Below are 17,318 nucleotides of genomic sequence, written 5' to 3'. Positions count from 1 at the left end.
GGCTCATCGGTTACTCCAGATAAAACACGTCTTTTAGCTCCGCGCTCACCGGGCTGTTATCCGGGTTCGCGGGCATGACGTCACGCATATGCTTCCACCAGCGCTGACAAACGTCGGTGCTGGCAACGGCGTTCCAGCGTTCTTCGGACTCAATCTCGACGGTTGCGAACAGCAGATTGCGGTCTTTATCGAGATAAATCGCGTAATGATGCGCACCGTGAGCCTTCAGCACCGCTTCCAGCTCCGGCCAGATGGGATTATGACGACGCTGATACTCTTCGTGCGCGTCGGCATTCACCTGCATCACGAACGCTTTGCGGATCATAACGCCTCCAGGTACAGCTCGCGCACATCGTCACGGCTGGCGGTACGCGGGTTGCACGGTGCGCAAGGGTCTGCCAGCGCTTTGTCCAGCCAGCCTTCAATATCCTCTTTAGTGACGCCGAGCTGGCTGAAACCTGCCGGAATGCCAACGCGTTTGCTCAGCGCGCGGATGGCGTTGATTGCCTCCTGACTCGCGGCTTCATCGCTCATACCACGGGTATCAACCCCCATCGCCTGCGCGATCCGGGCAAAACGCGCCACTGCGTTCGGACGGTTAAAGTTTTCGATAATCGGCAGCAGGATAGCGTTACAAACGCCGTGCGGCAGGTTATGCGTGGCGCCCGGCTGGTGCGCCAGGGCGTGAACCAGTCCCAGACCGGCGCTGTTAAACGCCATACCCGCCAGATACTGACCAAATGCCATCTGCTCGCGCGCTTCCAGGTTGTGACCATCATCAACCGCTTTTGGCAACCACAGGTTGATCAGGCGAATCGCCTCCAGCGCATTGGCATCGGTTAGCGGGTGCGCGCCGACAGAAACATACGCTTCCACCGCGTGGGTCAGCGCATCCATACCGGTTGCCGCCGTCACGGAGGCCGGGATTTCCAGCATCACGCTGGCATCGTCCACGGCGATGTCCGGGATGATGTTCGGATCGATGATGACCTCTTTCACCTGGCGTCCGGAGTCGATAATGACCGCGTTACTGGTCATTTCGGCGGCTGTCCCTGCGGTGGTATTGATAGCAACCAGCGGCACGCCGGGGTTTTTCACTTTACCTACGCCGGAGTAGGCGGTGGAGGGGCCAGGGTTTGCGGTGAGGATTTTCACGGCTTTGGCGGTATCGATCGGGCTGCCGCCGCCAAAGGCGATGATGTAATCACAGTTCGCCCCCTGATAGGCCGCGTAACCTTTTTGTACCAGCGCTTCGGTCGGGTTCGGGAACACTTCATCGAACAGGTGGTACGACATTTTGTGCTCATCCAGCGCCGTAAACAGGCTGTCGAGCAGGCCCAGCTTAACCAGTTGACCGTCGGTGACGATCAGCGCTTTGCCCCATTGCTTATTTGCAACGAGGTTCACCATATCGCCAATCGCGCCCGCGCCATGCAGACTGATTTTTGGAAGTGCCAGCATAAAGCTCATGTTTTTTCTCCTTAAATTGATGATATTTCCGGCGGCAAAACTCCATGTCGCCGGAGGGATTCAGATTCGTCGTCGTTGCATAACCCGGCGCGTCAGGATGGGCAGCGAGATAACCACAATCAGCATCGCGCCGATAATGATCGACATGACGATGCCCGGCACGTTGAGCAGACTCAGACCGAAGGTCACCAGCCCCATCAGGAAGGCCGCGATGATGACGCCGGTCATACTGCCGGAGCCGCCGAGAATATTGACGCCGCCCAGCACCGCCATCGTTACCACCGCCAACTCCCAGCCCATCGCGATGGTGGGACGCGTACTGCCAAGTCGGGAGGTGAGCAACACGGCGGCCAGTCCCGCCATGAGTCCGACCAGGGCGAATAAAATCAGGTTGTGGCGTTTGACGTTAATGCCGGAATACCACGCGCCCACCGGGTTATTGCCGATGGCGTAGGTGCGGCGACCAAAGTTTGTTTTGTGCAGCAGGAAGGTGAACGCTATCGCCAGCACGATAAACAGCGCGAACTCGAACGACAGCGCCCCCCAGACATAGCCCTGACCAAACCACGCAAAACTCTCCGGCCAGGCGTTCAGCGCCTGATCGCCGAGCAAAATGTAGGTTATGCCGCGATACAAGCTCATGGTGCCGATGGTTATCACAATGGACGAGAGGTTGAACCGCGTGACCAGGATGCCGTTCAGCAGCCCGCACAAGAGTCCGGTTCCCAGTCCGACACAGACCAGCAGGGGCGTATCCATCCCCGCCGCCGCGCAGAATCCCATGGCTGTCGAACTGAGCGCCAGGGTCGAGGCCACCGAGAGATCGATCTCCCTGGCGATAATCAGCATCGCCATCGGCAGCACGATGATCGCTTTTTCGGTGAAGTTGAACGTCGCGTCGGAGAGATTCCAGATATTAAGGAAGTACGGCGAGGCCAGCGCATTGACGATAAATACCGCCAGGGTGACGGTAAGCAGAAAACCTTCCCAGCACAACAGGCGTTGCCAGACCGCACGCGTATCGGGGGCGCGTTCGATCGCTTCAGACGTCATCACTTTACTCATGAGTTCACCGCCTGTTTTTGCCGTGCCAGTGCCGCGTTGCGCAGAATTAAACGGCCTTTCTGTTTATTGCTGCGTTCATTAAGCAGAACGGCAATCACGATCACCGCGCCGGAAATGGCCATCTGCCAGAAAGGTGAGATGCCAATGACGGGCAAAGCGTTATTGATAACGCCAAGGAACAACGCGCCGCACAGGCAGCCGAGAACGCGACCGATCCCTCCCATCGTACTGATCCCCCCAATCACACAGGCTGCCACAACCTGTAACTCAAAACCGTTAGCTACATCGACATAGGCAACAGCGAATCGGGAAATCCACAGGTAGCCGCAGAAACCGGCGAGGGCACCCGACAGGCAGAAGCTGACGAACTGCATTTTCCCGGCGTTGATCCCGGTGTAGTACGCTGCGGTGGCATTACCGCCTGCGGTGTAAAGTGCCCGCCCAGTGCGGCTGTAGCGCAGGAAGTAGCTCACCACGATAACGGCGGCGATAGCACACCAGCTCAGCACCGGCAGGCCAAGCAGGACGAAACGGGGAAGGGCGAGGAAGCTGTCGCTCATCTGATGCGAGTTAATCCAGCCACCGTTCGACAGCAAAAAGATAATGCCGCGATAAATGCTCATGGTGCCGAGCGTGACCACAATCGCCGGAATACCTAATTTCCAGACCAGCAGACCGTTGATCATCCCCATCACCAGACCACAGGCGGTTGCCAGTAACATCAACGCCCAGACGGGGATCTCAGGATGCTGGAAGTTGAGCAGGGCGACGATCATCCCGGTGAGCGCCAGATTGGCGGCCATCGACAGATCGATACCTTTGGTTAGCAGCACCATCATTTGCCCGAGCGCCAGGATGATAAGAATGGCGGTGTCATTGAAGATTTCGGCCAGGTTGCCGGGGGAGACAAACGACGGGACGCGACTGCCGATGGCGGCGATCATCAGGAGGATGACCGCCGCCAGCAGGGCTTCGCGATGTTTAAGCAGACGCTGAATCATTATGCTGCCTCCTTAGCGATGCCGCTGGCGGCGCTGACAATGGCCTCCGCCGTGGCTTCACCGGCGCGGTATTGCGCGACCATCAACCCTTCGTGCATGACAATAATTCTGTCTGCCATGCCCATCACTTCCGGGAGTTCTGAGGAAACCATGATCACCGCCAGACCTTGCGCCACCAGTTCGGACATAAACTGGTGCACTGCCGCCTTCGAACCGATATCAATGCCTTTGGTCGGTTCGTCGAGAATAATCACTTCAGGATGGGTGGCGAGCCATTTGCCAATGACCACCTTTTGCTGATTGCCGCCAGAGAGCGTTTCGACCGCCTGACGCCAGCTAAATGCTTTGACCTGCAGGCGTCTGGCGTAGCTGTCAGCCAGTTGCCACTCCCGCGCCGCATTGAGCACGCCGCGCGGATTCAGCTTACTCAACTGCGGCAGGCTGATGTTCTCGGCGATACTCATTTCAATGATTGCCCCCTGTTTTTGCCGCTCTTCCGGCACGCACACAATACCGGCGCGAATCGCATCGGCGGGCTGATGAAAATGAATGGCCCGCCCGTTGAGGCGGATCTCACCGTGAGAAGGCCGGGAAACGCCGGACAGCGCCTGCATCAGTTCGGTACGCCCCGCGCCCACCAGTCCGTAGAAGCCGAGGATCTCCCCTTTTCTCAGGGTGAAATCAATGTGAGCAAATTCGGTGGGATGACAGAGATCTTTCACCTCCAGCACCGTCTCGCCTTTCTCACTGGCCACTTTCGGGAAGGTTTGGGTAATGGCGCGTCCCACCATCATGGCGACCATCCGCTCTTCGCTAATCTCATGGATGTCGCCGGAACTGACAAACGCGCCGTCGCGCAGAATGGTGTAGTAGTCCGCCAGCTCAAAGATTTCATCAAACTTGTGAGAGATAAACAGAATCGCTTTGCCTTCCTGCTTCAGGCGCTCAACGATTTGATAAAACTCCAGAATTTCGTGCTGTGACAGCGCTGCGGTTGGCTCATCGAGAATCACCACCTGGGCCTCAAAGGAGAGCGCACGGGCAATGGCCACCATATGGCGCTGCGCGATACTCAGGGTTTTCAGCGTGGCGTGCGGATCGATCTGCACCTCAAGCCGGGTGAGAATTGCCAGTGCCCGACGGTGCATTTCTGGCCAGTCGAGCTTTTTGAGAAGACCTTTATACAGGTACTGGCCGACAAAAATATTCTCGGTCACTGACAGCTCATCGAACAGCACCGTTTCCTGATGAATCGCGGTGATGCCGACTTTATGCGCCGCTTCCGGATTCGGGAGCCGAACAGGAATAGCTTTGTAGAGGATTTCCCCCTCTTCTGGCTGATAGATACCGGTCATCACTTTGACCAGCGTGGATTTACCCGCGCCATTTTCGCCCACCAGCGCGGTCACTTTGCCAGGCCAGAGATCGAGCTGCACGTTCTCAAGGGCGCGCACGCCGGGGAATATCTTGGTGATCCCATGAAGTTGTAGTAAAGGGGTGGACATGTCAGTTCTCCTCTTCATGTAGCGTTGCCGGATGGCGCTAACGCTTATCCGGCCTACAAAACGTATCGGTACTCGCCGGCCGGATAAGCACAACGTCATCCGGCGGCGTGACCCTGGGATCAGAAGATTTTTGAGAACTTATCTATGTTGCTGGCATCGTAGACGAATGGCTTAGCCATCGCGCCATTGCCGTCGGCATCCAACTGCACTTTGCCCAGTCTCCCCATATTGGCTTCGGTTTTGCTGGCGGTACCTTTGACCAGATCGACCGCCAGATATGTTGCCGCATAGCCCAGATCGATAGGGTTCCAGATCGCAAAACTTTTCGACGCGCCCGACTTCACCGCCCCCGCCATTTCAGACGGCAAGCCAAGGCCGGTCACGTACACTTTGCCAATTTTGCCCTGATCCTTCACCGCCTGTGCCGCGGCGACAATGCCGACGGAAGAAGGGGAGACGATCACTTTCAGGTCAGGGTAAGATTTGAGCAGCCCCACCGCTTCACGGTAGCTCTTGTCAGAGAGATCGTCGCCATAGGCCACGGTCACCAGGTTGATGGACGGATACTGCGCAAGCACCTTTTTCATCTCCGCAATCCAGATATTCTGGTTGGTCGACGTTGGCGTGGCGCTCAGGATCGCCACATCCCCTTTCTCCACGTTCAGCGCCTTCAGCGCATCGGCGGCGAGCTTGACGTTGGTTTCGCCGATCAGCGCATTATTCGACGGATTAAGGTGGATCTGCCGACCCGCAGGTGCCACGCCGGAATCCCATGAGACCACTTTGATCCCGCGCTGCATCGCTTTTTTCAATACGGGCACGACGGCATCGGGATCGTTGGCGGAGATGGCGATCGCATCAACACCCTGGGCGATCAAGCCGTTCAGAACTTCGATCTGGGCTTCTGCGGTGGTCGTGGTGGGACCGGTGTAGATCACGTTGACATCACCGATCTCTTTGGCGGCTTCCTGGGCGCCGACGTTTGCGGCTTCGAAGAATCCATTACCTAACGATTTCGCCACCAGGGCGATTTTCACTTCAGCTAAAGCGGAACCGGACAACGCCAGAATGGCAACGGTGAGGATCAAGCTTGTCTTTATTTTCATTGCTTTTACTCCACATAATGTTGATTCCCATAGGGAATGGTTTGGATTTGCAGGTGACAGAGTTCGCCCCGTCTCAGTGAGCGGGGCGCGATGTTGTTATCAATACAGTTCTAATGCACTGGCGAGCGGGGTGACGCCAAAGCGTTTACCCAGCGCAATCAGCTCCTCGCGGCTGATGGTTTGCTTCATACCGCCCATCGACAGCACTTTGACTAACACTTCAGCGGACTTCTCGGCGGTATCGATCAGCCCAAACGCTTCATCCAGCGTCGGGCCGCTGCCGAATACGCCGTGGAATGGCCACAGCACCAGCGAATGTTTCTGCATTTCTTGCGCGGTAGCCTGGCCTATCTCGTCGGTGCCCGGCACCATCCACGGCAGAATGCCCACGCCATCCGGGAAGACCACCAGACACTCGGTACTGCCTTCCCACAGTTTGCGGGTGAAAAGCGCGGTGCTGTTTTCCAGCACATAGGTCAGGGCGATCAGGTTGGTGGCGTGGCAGTGCATGATCACGCGATCTTTACCTTGAGTGGTCTGGATGCGCTCGCAGTGTGACAAGAAGTGTGCCGGTAGCTCAGAGGTGGGAACCGCCTCGTTCGTCAGCCCCCATAGAATGTGGTAGCCCGCCCCGTCGCTGTCCACTTTCACGATGCCTAAATTGGCGGCGGGATCGAGCTGTACGTTGCGGAAGAATTTACCTGAGCCGGTTACGATAAACGGCGTGTTCGCCAGCAGTGGCATTGGCTGGCTCAGGGCAATGTAGCGCGGCGCACGATGGAAGTCGGCGCTGAAGGGGGAGAGGTCCGCGTCATCGAGACGCAGCGTCAGGTTGCCGCCGTTGCGCTCATCCCAACCTTTCAGCCAGGCATCGGAAGTGGCTTTAATCATTCCCTGAACAAACCAGGCGTCGAGAATATTTTGCATAAAAGATGTACCTGTCTTAGTAAATGCCCGATGGCGCTGCGCTTATCGGGCCTACGATGTTGAGTGTGTCAGTAGGCCGGATAAGCGCAGCGCCATCCGGCATTCGTGTTTCATTTATTGCCGGATAGTGACGCGATACGTCTTATCGGGCCTACAGACTACGATGTTGAGTGTGTCAGTAGGCCGGATAAGCGCAGCGCCATCCGGCATTCGTGTTTCATTTATTGCCGGATGGCGACGCGATGCGTCTTATCCGGCCTACAAACTACGATGTTGAGTGTGTCAGTAGGCCGGATAAGCGCAGCGCCATCCGGCAATGATGCGTTAACCGCGTTTGCTCAAAATCTCTTTCTCATAGGTGCGAACGCTCTCCAGCCACTGGCTACCGGCTGGCGTGTCATGGCGCTGGCAATACATCTCCCATACCGCCTGCCACGGCAGACATTTCTGCTCTTCCAGCAGTGCCAGACGCGCGGTGTAATCACCGCTGGCTTCCAGTTGGCGCAGATGTTCGGTCGGTTCCAGCAGGGCGCGCAGCAGCGCTTTTTTCATGTTGCGGGTGCCGATGACCCATGCCGCGATGCGGTTGATGGAAGCGTCGAAGAAGTCGAGACCGATGTGGACGCGGTCGAACAGGTTGTGGCGTACGATCTCGCTGGCAATCGCCTGGGTTTCATCATCCAGCAGCACCACGTGGTCGCTGTCCCAACGCACCGGGCGGCTCACGTGCAGCAGCAGACGCGGCACGTACAGCATGGCGGCGGAGATCTTGTCGGAGATCACTTCAGTGGGATGGAAGTGGCCAGCATCGAGACACAGCGCGGTCTGGCGACTGGTGGCGTATCCCATGTAGAACTCGTTGGAGCCGACGGTGTAGCTTTCCGCGCCGATACCAAAGAGTTTGCTTTCGACGGCGTCGATATGGTGCGCCGGATTCAGTTTTTCACTGATGACCTCATCCAGCGCCTCCATCAGGCGCTGACGCGGGGCCAGACGGTCCACAGTGACATCTTTCATACCGTCCGGGATCCAGATATTCATCACCGACGGCGTACCCAGTTGTTCACCAAAGTAAGCGGATACGCGGCGGCTGGCCTTGCAGTGGTCGATCCAGAACTGGCGGATGTTGTCATCGGCGTGCGCCAGCGTGAAGCCGTCTGCGCTCAGCGGATGCGAAAAGCAGGACGGATTGAAATCCAGACCGAGTTGATGCGCTTTTGCCCACTCCACCCAGTTTTTAAAGTGCTCCGGTTTGATTTTGTCGCGGGCGACCGGGGTATCAGATTCCAGATAGATAGCATGCAGATTCAGTCGTTTGGGACCAGGGATCAGGCTGAGCGCCTGTTCCAGATCGGCGCGTAGCTCACGGGCATTGCGCGCTTTACCCGGATAGTTGCCGGTGGCCTGAATACCGCCGGTGAGCGACCCTTCCGGGTTTTCGAAACCGGCGACGTCATCGCCCTGCCAGCAGTGCATCGAGACCGGCAGACGATCGAGCTGGCGCAAAGCCTCCTCGACATCAATACCTACTGCGGCGAAGCGTTGTTTCGCCAGTTCCCAGGCTTGTTCCAGTTGAGTGGTCATGCGCAAAGCTCCTTTGTCTGTCGTTTTGAATGAAATTGCGCGATATAGCGGGCAATCTCACTGTCAGGATTGGGGGTAAAAGTGGTCAGGTTGTCGTTGGCGGTGACCACCTGGCGGAAGTCATCGACGTTGCTCAGTTCATCCAGCGTCATCAACTGGATACCGATGTTGCCGAGCGTGGAGGCTTCAACAGGGCCGGCGATGACGCGGATACCGCAAGCATCGGCGCAAAGCTGGTTCAGCAAGACGTTCTGGCAGCCACCGCCAACAATATGCAACTGGCTGAAAGACTCGCCGCGCAGCGTCGCCAGTTCCTGCAACACATCGGCGTACAGCAGCGCCAGACTGTCGAAAATACAGCGGGCCAGTTCCGCATCGCTGTCGGGCACCGGCTGCCCGGACTCGCGGCAGGCGGCCTGAATTTCGGCACTCATGTTGGCGGGGTTGATAAAGCGATCGTCATTCGGGTTGATCAGGAAACGACAAACGGGCAATGACTGCGTGGCGGCAATTAACGCGGGCAGATCGTCCACCTGACACTCTTTCAGCACACGCTGTAACAGCCACAGTCCCATGATATTTTTCAGTACCCGATAACGCCCTTCCGCGCCGCCTTCATTAGTGATGTTCGCTGCCAGCGCGGCGTCGTTGGTGTAAGGCGTTCTGCTTTCAAAGCCCATTAACGACCAGGTGCCGGATGAGAGATACGCGCTGTGTTTATCGGCCAGCGGCGAGGCGATTACCGCGCTGGCGGTGTCATGACTGGCGACGGCCACCACCGGGATTTGATTTTTCTGTGGGCAAATCCAGTAACCAATCACGTTGCCCGGATGCGTGGGGCGACCAAACCAGGCGTTGTCCGCCCCCGTCCACGCCAGCAGCGTTTCATCCCAGTCGTCGCTGTTGATATTCACCAGTTGAGTGGTGGTGGCGTTGGTGTATTCCCAGTTCAATTCCCCGGTCAGACGAAAGCTGAAGTAGTCGGGAATCAGCAGGGCGTGCGCGACCTGCGCAACCTGTTCCGGCTGTTGTTCGACCTGTGCGCGCAGTTGGTAAAGCGTGTTGAACGGCAGGAACTGGATCCCGCTGCGTTGATAAATCGCGCATTTACCGAGCTGTTCCTGCGCGCGCTGCATCACTCCTGTGGTGCGGCTGTCACGGTAGGAAACCGGTAGTCCGACACGCTGACCTTGTTTATCGAGCAGGACATAGTCCACGCCCCAGGTATCAATACCGATACTGTCAATGCGGATACCTTCATCGCAGACTTTTTCCAGACCCAGGCGGATGGCGTCTTCGAGGCTGTCGAGATCCCAGGTGTCGAAACCGTCCTGCTTTTGCAGGCAGTTAACGAAGCGGTGAATTTCACGCAGCGTCAGGGTGCGATGTTCACTGTCATAGCGCGCCAGCATTACGCGTCCGCTGGAGGCGCCAAGATCGACAGCGACACAATGGCGAAAAGTCATAGTGAGGTCCTTCTGAGTTTCATTAAGCCCAGTCTAGAAAACCTCGTCATGGCTCACCTTCTTGTTACTGACAGGCAAAATTGGCCGCTGGCAAGAAAGCAAAGGTGAACGTGATAACGTTCACAGTTTCCGGTAATAAGCGCGATATCCCCTGATGTGACGCCGTCCGCATTTCCGGATCTTTCCCGTCTTTTCTTGAAAAATTGACCCTGTTTGCACGGTTTCGTGTCAAAAATTTAAGGTGAGGTGGCTAACCCTTAATTACTATTTCTGACATGTTCATTTGACCCGGATGCCATCATGACCGTACTGCACAGCGTGGATTTTTTTCCATCAGGTAAAGCGCCCGTGGCCATCGAGCCCCGGCTACCGCAGCCTGCTTTTCCAGAGCATCATCATGATTTTCATGAAATTGTGATTGTGGAACATGGCACCGGTATTCATGTGTTCAATGGGCAGCCCTATACCATCAGCGGCGGTACGGTTTGCTTTGTCCGCGACCATGACCGGCACTTGTATGAACATACGGACAATCTTTGCCTGACCAATGTGCTCTACCGCTCGCCCGATGCGTTCCGCTTCCTGGCCGGACTGGATCAACTGCTGCCGCAGGAACAGGATGGCGTGTATCCCTCCCACTGGCGGGTAAATCAGGGTGCGCTGCAACAGGTGCGTCAACTGGTGGCAAAAATGGAACAGGATGGCGATGAGAGCGATCTCCCCGGCGTGGCCAATCGTGAAATTCTGTTCATGCAGTTGCTGGTGCTGCTACGCAAAAGTAGCCTGATGGAAGGGGCGGAAAATAACGATGCACGGTTGAATCATCTGATGGCCTGGCTGGAAGATCATTTTGCGGAAGAAGTGTGCTGGGAGGCGCTGGCCGGTAGGTTCTCGCTGTCCCTGCGCACATTGCATCGCCAGTTGAAGCAACAGACCGGATTGACGCCGCAGCGCTATCTCAACCGTCTGCGTTTAATCAAGGCCCGCCATCTGTTACGTCATAGCGATGAAAGCGTCACTGAGATCGCCTATCGCTGCGGTTTCGGCGACAGTAACCACTTTTCGACCCTGTTTCGCCGTGAATTTGACTGGTCGCCGCGCGACATCCGCCAGGGACGGGATGCGTTACTTCAGTAACGCGAATACTATCAACGTTTTTCGCCGCCAAATTGCTGATAATCATCGGTCTGTGATGCCGGATGGCGACGCGGTGGCGTCTTATCCGGCCTACGTGTTTACGTAATTTGTAGGCCGGATAAGGCGAAGCCGCCATCCGGCAAGGAATATTCTGGTGGCGAATCAACTGATTCTTCTAAAAGACGACTTCTTTGCGAATGCCGGGCAGGCCGTCGCCGTTGCCGATCGCTATCCGCAGGATGTGTTTGCCGAACATACGCATGATTTCTGTGAGCTGGTGATTGTCTGGCGAGGCAATGGTCTGCATGTGCTGAACGACCGTCCTTATCGCATCACCCGTGGCGATCTGTTTTATATTCGTGCCGAAGACAAGCACTCCTATACCTCCGTTAATGACCTCGTGTTGCAAAACATCATCTATTGCCCGGAGCGGCTAAAGCTGAATCTGGGCTGGGAGGGGGCGATTCCCGGATTTAACGGCACGCCGCGGCAGCCGCACTGGCGGCTGGGCAGTGCTGGAATGACGCAGGCGCGCCAGGTGATAAGCCAGATTGAGCATGAAAGTAACCAGCACGATCCGCTCGCTAACGAGATGGCAGAGCTGCTCTTTGGCCAACTGGTAATGACGCTGAAGCGCCATCGCTATGCCACCGACACGCTGCCAGCGACCTCCAGCGAAACGCTGCTGGATAAACTGATTACCGCGCTGGCCGCCAGTCTGGAACGTCCGTTTGCGCTGGATACCTTTTGCTGCCGGGAGGCGTGCAGCGAACGCGTGCTGCGTCAGCAGTTTCGTAGCCAGACCGGGATGACGATTAACCAGTATCAGCGTCAGGTTCGCGTCTGCCATGCGCAATATCTTCTTCAGCACAGCCGTCTGATGATCGGTGAAATTTCGATGAAGTGTGGATTTGAGGACAGTAACTACTTTTCTGTGGTGTTCACGCGGGAAACCGGGATGACGCCCAGTCAGTGGCGTCATCTCAGTAACTCAAGTGATTAGCTTGCCATCCCCAGACCGACAATGTTGGCGGCGATGATGATCACTACGCATCCCAGACTCAGTACGCTGACGGGACGACGCCCGGCGTTGTTCCACTCTTTCAGCACCAGACCGACGATACCACCGCACAGCACGTAGAAACTCATGTGCAGCATCCAACTGATGTAGTCATATTGCGCCGGAATGCGCGCGTGGCCCCAGGCGTAGAAGAAGAATTGCAGATACCACATCAGGCCACCCAGCGCGGACAGCAGCACGTTGGTGATGATAAGCGATTTTGCCAGCGAGAAGTCGGCTTTTACCGACAGGTTCTTCACTTTTGCCAGACGAACAAAACAGAAGCCCAGGTTGACCAGCGCGCCGCCGCCCATGATCACCACGTAGCTTGGCAGCGCGACATACAGCGGGTCTACACCCAGCGCCGCGGCTGCTTCATGCATCGGCTTCGCGGCGTTCATCGCAAACGACATGCCTGCGGAGAAAATGCCGCACATCACCGCCAGCAGTAGCCCTTTTTTCAGGTTGAAATCTTCGGCTTTGATGCCCATTTTGCGCTCTTTGAGCTGGCCCGCACGGGTGACAATCCCGACGCCAATCAGCGCAACCAGTACCCCGAGCAGGGTCATCCGCCCGCCTTCGGTGTTAATCAGCACATCAAAGTTGCCGTTGATGATAGGGGTCATCAGCGTACCGACAATCAGCGTGATGCCAATGGCAATGCCAATCCCCATCGACATGCCGAGGTAGCGCATGGTCAGGCCGTAGTTGATATTACCAATGCCCCACATTGCGCCGAACAGGAACACCGGAAGCAGAGTGGAGAGGTTGAAAGAACTGTAGTAGGCCCAGAAGTTGGGCAGCAGCATGGCGCTGATGGTCCAGGGAAGAATCAGCCAGGAGACAATCCCGCCGACCGACCACATGGTTTCCCATGACCACTGTTTCACTTGTTTGAACGGGGCATAGAAACAGGCTGCACTGGCCGCGCCTATCAAATGCCAAAAAATACCCATCGTAATCGCGTTACTCATTACATCATCCTCATTGTTTTTATCGTCGTTTCTACCCTTCCGACGTCATGAGTTTAAAAATTGCGCAGAGGTATAACCTTTTGCCGATTGCCGCGATTTTTCCTTTCTGGCAAAGGGCCGGTTAAGTGGGTGATATGGCTCACATAATCAACAATAGGCGAAAAGGTAATAACCTTATAAAAAGTACGGCATTGATAATCATTTTCAATATCATTTAATTAACTATAATGAACCAACTGCTTACGCGGCGTTAACACCCGGCCGCTCGACAATAATGGAGATGAATATGAGTTATACACTGCCATCCCTGCCGTACGCTTATGATGCGCTGGAACCGCACTTCGATAAGCAGACGATGGAAATCCACCATACCAAACACCACCAGACCTATGTAAACAACGCCAACGCGGCGCTGGAAAGTCTGCCTGAATTCGCTAACCTGTCTGCGGAAGAGCTGATCGCTAAACTGGATCAGGTACCGGCCGACAAAAAAACCGTTCTGCGTAACAACGCGGGCGGTCACGCTAACCACAGCCTGTTCTGGAAAGGCCTGAAAAAGGGCACGACCCTGCAGGGCGATCTGAAAGCGGCTATCGAACGTGATTTCGGCTCCGTTGATAACTTCAAAGCAGAGTTTGAAAAAGCTGCTGCAACCCGTTTCGGTTCTGGCTGGGCCTGGCTGGTGCTGAAAGGCGATAAACTGGCGGTCGTTTCTACCGCAAACCAGGATTCCCCGCTGATGGGTGAAGCGATTTCTGGCGCTTCCGGCTTCCCGATTGTGGGTCTGGACGTGTGGGAACACGCTTACTACCTGAAATTCCAGAACCGTCGCCCGGACTACATCAAAGAGTTCTGGAACGTGGTGAACTGGGACGAAGCGGCTGCGCGTTTCGCGGCGAAAAAATAAGTCTTATTTAACAAGACGTAGCGTTTGTATGACCCCGTCGGCGCGGCCGGTGGGGTTTTTTTGTGATCAAAATCAAATCAAAAACAGCGATCCACAAAAAATGAAACATTGTTTTGTTATGTGGTTGGGATCACTTTTATTATTGTGCTGAATGTCTATCGTTGACACATCTTTACATCGGAAGGTGATGGAAATGCAGATTAAACGCACGATAGAAAAAATCCCTGGCGGCATGATGCTCGTCCCTCTGTTCCTGGGCGCGTTGTGTCACACGTTCTCTCCCGACGCGGGGAAATATTTTGGCTCATTCACCAACGGGATGATCACCGGTACGGTGCCGATTCTGGCCGTGTGGTTTTTCTGCATGGGGGCCTCCATCAAGCTGAGCGCAACGGGTACTGTCCTGCGTAAGTCCGGAACGCTGGTGGTGACCAAAATTGCTGTGGCGTGGGTGGTGGCGGCGATTGCCTCGCGGATTATCCCTGAACATGGCGTGGAGGTAGGATTCTTTGCCGGGCTGTCGACACTGGCGCTGGTTGCGGCAATGGACATGACCAACGGTGGGCTGTACGCGTCGATCATGCAGCAGTACGGCACCAAAGAAGAGGCCGGGGCATTTGTCCTGATGTCGCTGGAATCTGGTCCGCTGATGACGATGATCATCCTCGGTACGGCCGGGATTGCGTCGTTTGAACCGCATGTTTTTGTCGGCGCGGTGCTGCCATTCCTGGTGGGCTTCACGCTGGGAAATCTGGACCCTGAGCTGCGCGAGTTCTTCAGTAAAGCGGTACAGACGCTGATCCCCTTCTTCGCCTTTGCGCTGGGCAACACCATCGATCTGAGCGTGATTGCGCAGACCGGTCTGTTGGGCATTCTGTTGGGTGTGGCGGTGATTATCGTGACCGGTATTCCGCTGATCGTTGCCGATAAACTGATCGGCGGCGGCGACGGTACGGCAGGGATTGCCGCTTCCAGCTCAGCAGGTGCGGCGGTGGCGACACCGGTACTGATCGCAGAAATGGTGCCCGCATTTAAACCGATGGCGCCGGCGGCAACCTCGCTGGTGGCAACCTCGGTGATTGTGACATCAATCCTTGTGCCAATTATCACCTCTGTCTGGTCGAAGAAGGTCAAAGCGAAAGCGGCGGCAATCGAAATCCAACATGCCGTGAAATAACACGATGATGCCGGATGGCTCTGCGCTTATCCGGCCTTTTTTTGCATCATAAAAAGCCTGGTGAATCTCACCAGGCCTTGTCTTTTAACGACCAAACACCTCATCAATCGTCCGGCAGTCGTGTTCGTTCAACTCACCGCCCGCATTACGTGAAACTCCGCTGCAATAGCCGAACTTCCGCGATACCACCGTCTTGATGGTGGTGACGAAATCTTCGCCGATGGCATAAATCGACATATAGACGCCAATTTTCTGCTGAATGTCGCGCAGGGCCGTCAGGTCACCGGCCTTGAACGCTTCACGCGCGCTGACAAACAGTTCCGGCATAACGTTGTTGAGTCCGGAGATAATCCCCGCCCCGCCAGCCAGCAGGTTAGGAATGAAATACTCGTCATAACCTGAGAGTACGGCAAAATCGTCACGTACGGCCTGGGTTGCCTCGATCATTCTACGGGTATGCGACTGGCAGTCGACAGTATCTTTGATCCCGGCAAAGTTAGGGAACTCGCTGGCAAGTTGGGCGACCAGATCCGGCGTTAAATCGCTGCCGGTGCGTGGCGGGAAGTTGTAGGCGAACCATTTGCCGCTGAGCTTTTGCCCCAACTGGCGGAAGTAGCTCAGCAACTGCTTCGGCGTTTGGCCGTAGTAATACGGCGGCAGAACCATCACTGCATCGTAGCCTGTGCGATACGCTTCCTGCGCCATCCGTAATACATCGTGGATGCAGGTGGAAGAGACGTTAGCCACCATCTTCAATGAGCTCATGGCGCGCGCCTCGCGAATCAACAGCAAGCGTTCGTCAAGAGTGAAGGACGCGAACTCCCCGATACTGCCCATCAGCAAAATCACGTCGATTTTTGCCTCAGTCAGGCGTTGAAGGTGTTGGCTCAGACCGTTGAGATCGATATTACCATCCTGATCCATTGGCGTAATGGAGGGGCACCAGACGCCAGCAAACTGCGTTTGACCTGTCACGTTGTTGACTCCTTATTATGAAATGGCGTTTCAAAATCCCTTCAATAGATAGCATGGATAGTTGCGCGTCGTGTGAACCTTGCTCTCATTTTGCGCGGTTGAGGTAAAATAATTGTGGTTAAATAAGGCAAATTTATCGGGGAGAGGGACCAGATGCGATATCCAGTAGACGTGTTCAGCGGCAAGATTCAGGACTACGCGGGAAGCCGCCCCAGTGCGATTGGCAAAATTCAGGTCGATGGCGAACTGATGCTGACGGAACTGGGCCTGGAAGGCGATGAACAGGCAGAAACGAAAATCCACGGCGGGCCCGATCGTGCGCTGTGCCATTATCCACGCGAGCATTATCTGTACTGGGCGCGCGAGTTCCCGGAGCAGGCGGATCAATTTGTGGCGCCGGCTTTTGGTGAGAACCTCTCTACCGATGGCCTGACGGAACAAAATGTCTATATTGGCGATATTTTCCGTTGGGGCGAGGCGCTGATTCAGGTCACGCAGCCGCGTTCACCGTGCTTCAAGCTCAATTTCCACTTTGGGATCGGCGATATGGCGAGCCTGATGCAGAACTGCGGCAAAACGGGCTGGCTGTGCAGCGTGGTTGCTCCAGGTATGGTGTCAGCCGATGCGCCACTGGAGCTGGTCTCCCGGGTTAGCGACGTCAGCGTGCAGGAGGCTGTCGCCATTGCCTGGCATATGCCTTTTGACGATGAACAGTATCACCGTTTGCTGTCAGCGGCGGGGCTGTCGAAGAGCTGGACGCGAACGATGCAAAAGCGCCGACTGAGCGGCACAATCGAGGATAATTCACGGAGATTGTGGGGATAATGCGATGCCTGATGGCGCTGCGCTTATCAGGCCTACGCGCTATCCGTCAACGGAAAATGCCTGATGGCGCTCGCTTATCCGACCTACCGCTCGTGGAGATTTGTAGGCCGGATAAGGCGTTTACGCCGCCATCCGGCAC

General features: G+C 55.9%; 16 protein-coding genes. 5 read left to right on the top strand and 11 right to left on the bottom strand.

What is annotated here, in order from left to right:
* Positions 1–10: 10 nt before the first annotated feature.
* The 9 genes from rhaM to rhaB all read right to left on the bottom strand — a co-directional run bounded on the left by rhaM (position 11) and on the right by rhaB (position 10,124).
* Positions 11–325: an L-rhamnose mutarotase gene (gene rhaM, locus OGY35_RS12440; RefSeq protein WP_152401122.1), complete on the bottom strand. Its 315-nt coding sequence runs from the start codon at positions 323–325 to the stop codon at positions 11–13.
* Complete coding sequence (gene fucO, locus OGY35_RS12435) at positions 322–1,470, bottom strand: lactaldehyde reductase (protein ID WP_286632414.1); 1,149 nt, start codon at positions 1,468–1,470, stop codon at positions 322–324. Before fucO ends, rhaM begins: the two co-directional genes overlap by 4 nt.
* A 60-nt stretch (positions 1,471–1,530) precedes the next feature.
* Complete coding sequence (locus OGY35_RS12430) at positions 1,531–2,535, bottom strand: ABC transporter permease (RefSeq protein WP_152401125.1); 1,005 nt, start codon at positions 2,533–2,535, stop codon at positions 1,531–1,533.
* Positions 2,532–3,536, bottom strand: a complete 1,005-nt coding sequence (locus tag OGY35_RS12425) for an ABC transporter permease (RefSeq protein ID WP_152401127.1) — start codon at positions 3,534–3,536, stop codon at positions 2,532–2,534. Before OGY35_RS12425 ends, OGY35_RS12430 begins: the two co-directional genes overlap by 4 nt.
* Entirely contained in the window at positions 3,536–5,041 is a 1,506-nt protein-coding gene (locus OGY35_RS12420) for a sugar ABC transporter ATP-binding protein (protein WP_286632413.1), read from the bottom strand. The genes OGY35_RS12425 and OGY35_RS12420 overlap by 1 nt, the downstream gene beginning before the upstream one ends.
* Before the next feature lie 119 nt (positions 5,042–5,160).
* Positions 5,161–6,147, bottom strand: coding sequence for a rhamnose ABC transporter substrate-binding protein (rhaS, locus tag OGY35_RS12415; RefSeq protein ID WP_152401132.1), 987 nt, complete (start codon positions 6,145–6,147; stop codon positions 5,161–5,163).
* Positions 6,148–6,246: 99 nt separating this feature from the next.
* Positions 6,247–7,074 carry a rhamnulose-1-phosphate aldolase gene (gene rhaD, locus OGY35_RS12410; protein WP_286632412.1) on the bottom strand — a complete coding sequence of 276 codons (828 nt, stop codon included), beginning with the start codon at positions 7,072–7,074 and terminating at the stop codon, positions 6,247–6,249.
* Between the two features lie 324 nt (positions 7,075–7,398).
* Positions 7,399–8,658 carry an L-rhamnose isomerase gene (rhaA, locus tag OGY35_RS12405; protein WP_286632411.1) on the bottom strand — a complete coding sequence of 420 codons (1,260 nt, stop codon included), beginning with the start codon at positions 8,656–8,658 and terminating at the stop codon, positions 7,399–7,401.
* Positions 8,655–10,124 (bottom strand): rhamnulokinase, encoded by a 1,470-nt coding sequence (gene rhaB / locus OGY35_RS12400; protein ID WP_286632410.1) that lies wholly within the window; start codon positions 10,122–10,124, stop codon positions 8,655–8,657. The genes rhaA and rhaB overlap by 4 nt, the downstream gene beginning before the upstream one ends.
* 300 nt (positions 10,125–10,424) lie before the next feature.
* Between rhaB and rhaS (OGY35_RS12395) the strand changes: the two genes are divergently transcribed.
* Together rhaS (OGY35_RS12395) and rhaR are read left to right on the top strand one after the other, a co-directional pair.
* Positions 10,425–11,261, top strand: a complete 837-nt coding sequence (gene rhaS, locus OGY35_RS12395; protein ID WP_152401142.1) for an HTH-type transcriptional activator RhaS — start codon at positions 10,425–10,427, stop codon at positions 11,259–11,261.
* Positions 11,262–11,415: 154 nt separating this feature from the next.
* A complete protein-coding gene (gene rhaR, locus OGY35_RS12390; protein WP_152401144.1) occupies positions 11,416–12,264 on the top strand; it encodes an HTH-type transcriptional activator RhaR in 849 nt (282 codons plus the stop codon).
* Here rhaR and rhaT read toward each other — a convergent pair.
* A complete protein-coding gene (gene rhaT / locus OGY35_RS12385; RefSeq protein ID WP_152401146.1) occupies positions 12,261–13,295 on the bottom strand; it encodes an L-rhamnose/proton symporter RhaT in 1,035 nt (344 codons plus the stop codon). The two genes, rhaR and rhaT, sit on opposite strands and share 4 nt — an antisense overlap.
* Before the next feature lie 286 nt (positions 13,296–13,581).
* On the opposite strand from rhaT, the gene sodA reads away from it, so the two are divergent.
* Together sodA and kdgT are read left to right on the top strand one after the other, a co-directional pair.
* Positions 13,582–14,202 (top strand): superoxide dismutase [Mn], encoded by a 621-nt coding sequence (sodA, locus tag OGY35_RS12380; RefSeq protein ID WP_044257452.1) that lies wholly within the window; start codon positions 13,582–13,584, stop codon positions 14,200–14,202.
* Between the two features lie 193 nt (positions 14,203–14,395).
* On the top strand, positions 14,396–15,379 hold the full coding sequence (kdgT, locus tag OGY35_RS12375; protein ID WP_152401149.1) for a 2-keto-3-deoxygluconate transporter: 984 nt from the start codon (positions 14,396–14,398) through the stop codon (positions 15,377–15,379).
* Between the two features lie 84 nt (positions 15,380–15,463).
* Here kdgT and OGY35_RS12370 read toward each other — a convergent pair whose 3' ends face one another.
* Positions 15,464–16,354 (bottom strand): dihydrodipicolinate synthase family protein, encoded by an 891-nt coding sequence (locus OGY35_RS12370; protein ID WP_286632409.1) that lies wholly within the window; start codon positions 16,352–16,354, stop codon positions 15,464–15,466.
* Between the two features lie 153 nt (positions 16,355–16,507).
* Between OGY35_RS12370 and yiiM the strand changes: the two genes are divergently transcribed.
* Positions 16,508–17,179, top strand: coding sequence for a 6-hydroxyaminopurine reductase (gene yiiM / locus OGY35_RS12365; protein WP_178828383.1), 672 nt, complete (start codon positions 16,508–16,510; stop codon positions 17,177–17,179).
* The last annotated feature ends 139 nt before the right edge of the window (positions 17,180–17,318 follow it).

The organism is Citrobacter sp. Ct235 (assembly GCF_030332305.1).
Classification (GTDB): domain Bacteria; phylum Pseudomonadota; class Gammaproteobacteria; order Enterobacterales; family Enterobacteriaceae; genus Citrobacter_A; species Citrobacter_A telavivensis.
The sequence above is the reverse complement of the archived record's forward strand: the minus strand, read 5'-3'. Positions and strand labels throughout refer to the sequence as shown.

Bases quoted from the DNA above. Each gene is read 5' to 3' on its own strand.
- rhaD (WP_286632412.1), bottom strand. From the start codon at position 7,074: ATGCAAAATATTCTCGACGCCTGGTTTGTTCAGGGAATGATTAAAGCC.
- OGY35_RS12430 (WP_152401125.1), bottom strand. From the start codon at position 2,535: ATGAGTAAAGTGATGACGTCTGAAGCGATCGAACGCGCCCCCGATACG.
- rhaS (WP_152401132.1), bottom strand. From the start codon at position 6,147: ATGAAAATAAAGACAAGCTTGATCCTCACCGTTGCCATTCTGGCGTTG.
- yiiM (WP_178828383.1), top strand. From the start codon at position 16,508: ATGCGATATCCAGTAGACGTGTTCAGCGGCAAGATTCAGGACTACGCG.
- kdgT (WP_152401149.1), top strand. From the start codon at position 14,396: ATGCAGATTAAACGCACGATAGAAAAAATCCCTGGCGGCATGATGCTC.
- rhaM (WP_152401122.1), bottom strand. From the start codon at position 325: ATGATCCGCAAAGCGTTCGTGATGCAGGTGAATGCCGACGCGCACGAA.
- rhaA (WP_286632411.1), bottom strand. From the start codon at position 8,658: ATGACCACTCAACTGGAACAAGCCTGGGAACTGGCGAAACAACGCTTC.
- OGY35_RS12420 (WP_286632413.1), bottom strand. From the start codon at position 5,041: ATGTCCACCCCTTTACTACAACTTCATGGGATCACCAAGATATTCCCC.
- sodA (WP_044257452.1), top strand. From the start codon at position 13,582: ATGAGTTATACACTGCCATCCCTGCCGTACGCTTATGATGCGCTGGAA.
- rhaS (WP_152401142.1), top strand. From the start codon at position 10,425: ATGACCGTACTGCACAGCGTGGATTTTTTTCCATCAGGTAAAGCGCCC.
- fucO (WP_286632414.1), bottom strand. From the start codon at position 1,470: ATGAGCTTTATGCTGGCACTTCCAAAAATCAGTCTGCATGGCGCGGGC.
- rhaB (WP_286632410.1), bottom strand. From the start codon at position 10,124: ATGACTTTTCGCCATTGTGTCGCTGTCGATCTTGGCGCCTCCAGCGGA.
- rhaT (WP_152401146.1), bottom strand. From the start codon at position 13,295: ATGAGTAACGCGATTACGATGGGTATTTTTTGGCATTTGATAGGCGCG.
- OGY35_RS12425 (WP_152401127.1), bottom strand. From the start codon at position 3,536: ATGATTCAGCGTCTGCTTAAACATCGCGAAGCCCTGCTGGCGGCGGTC.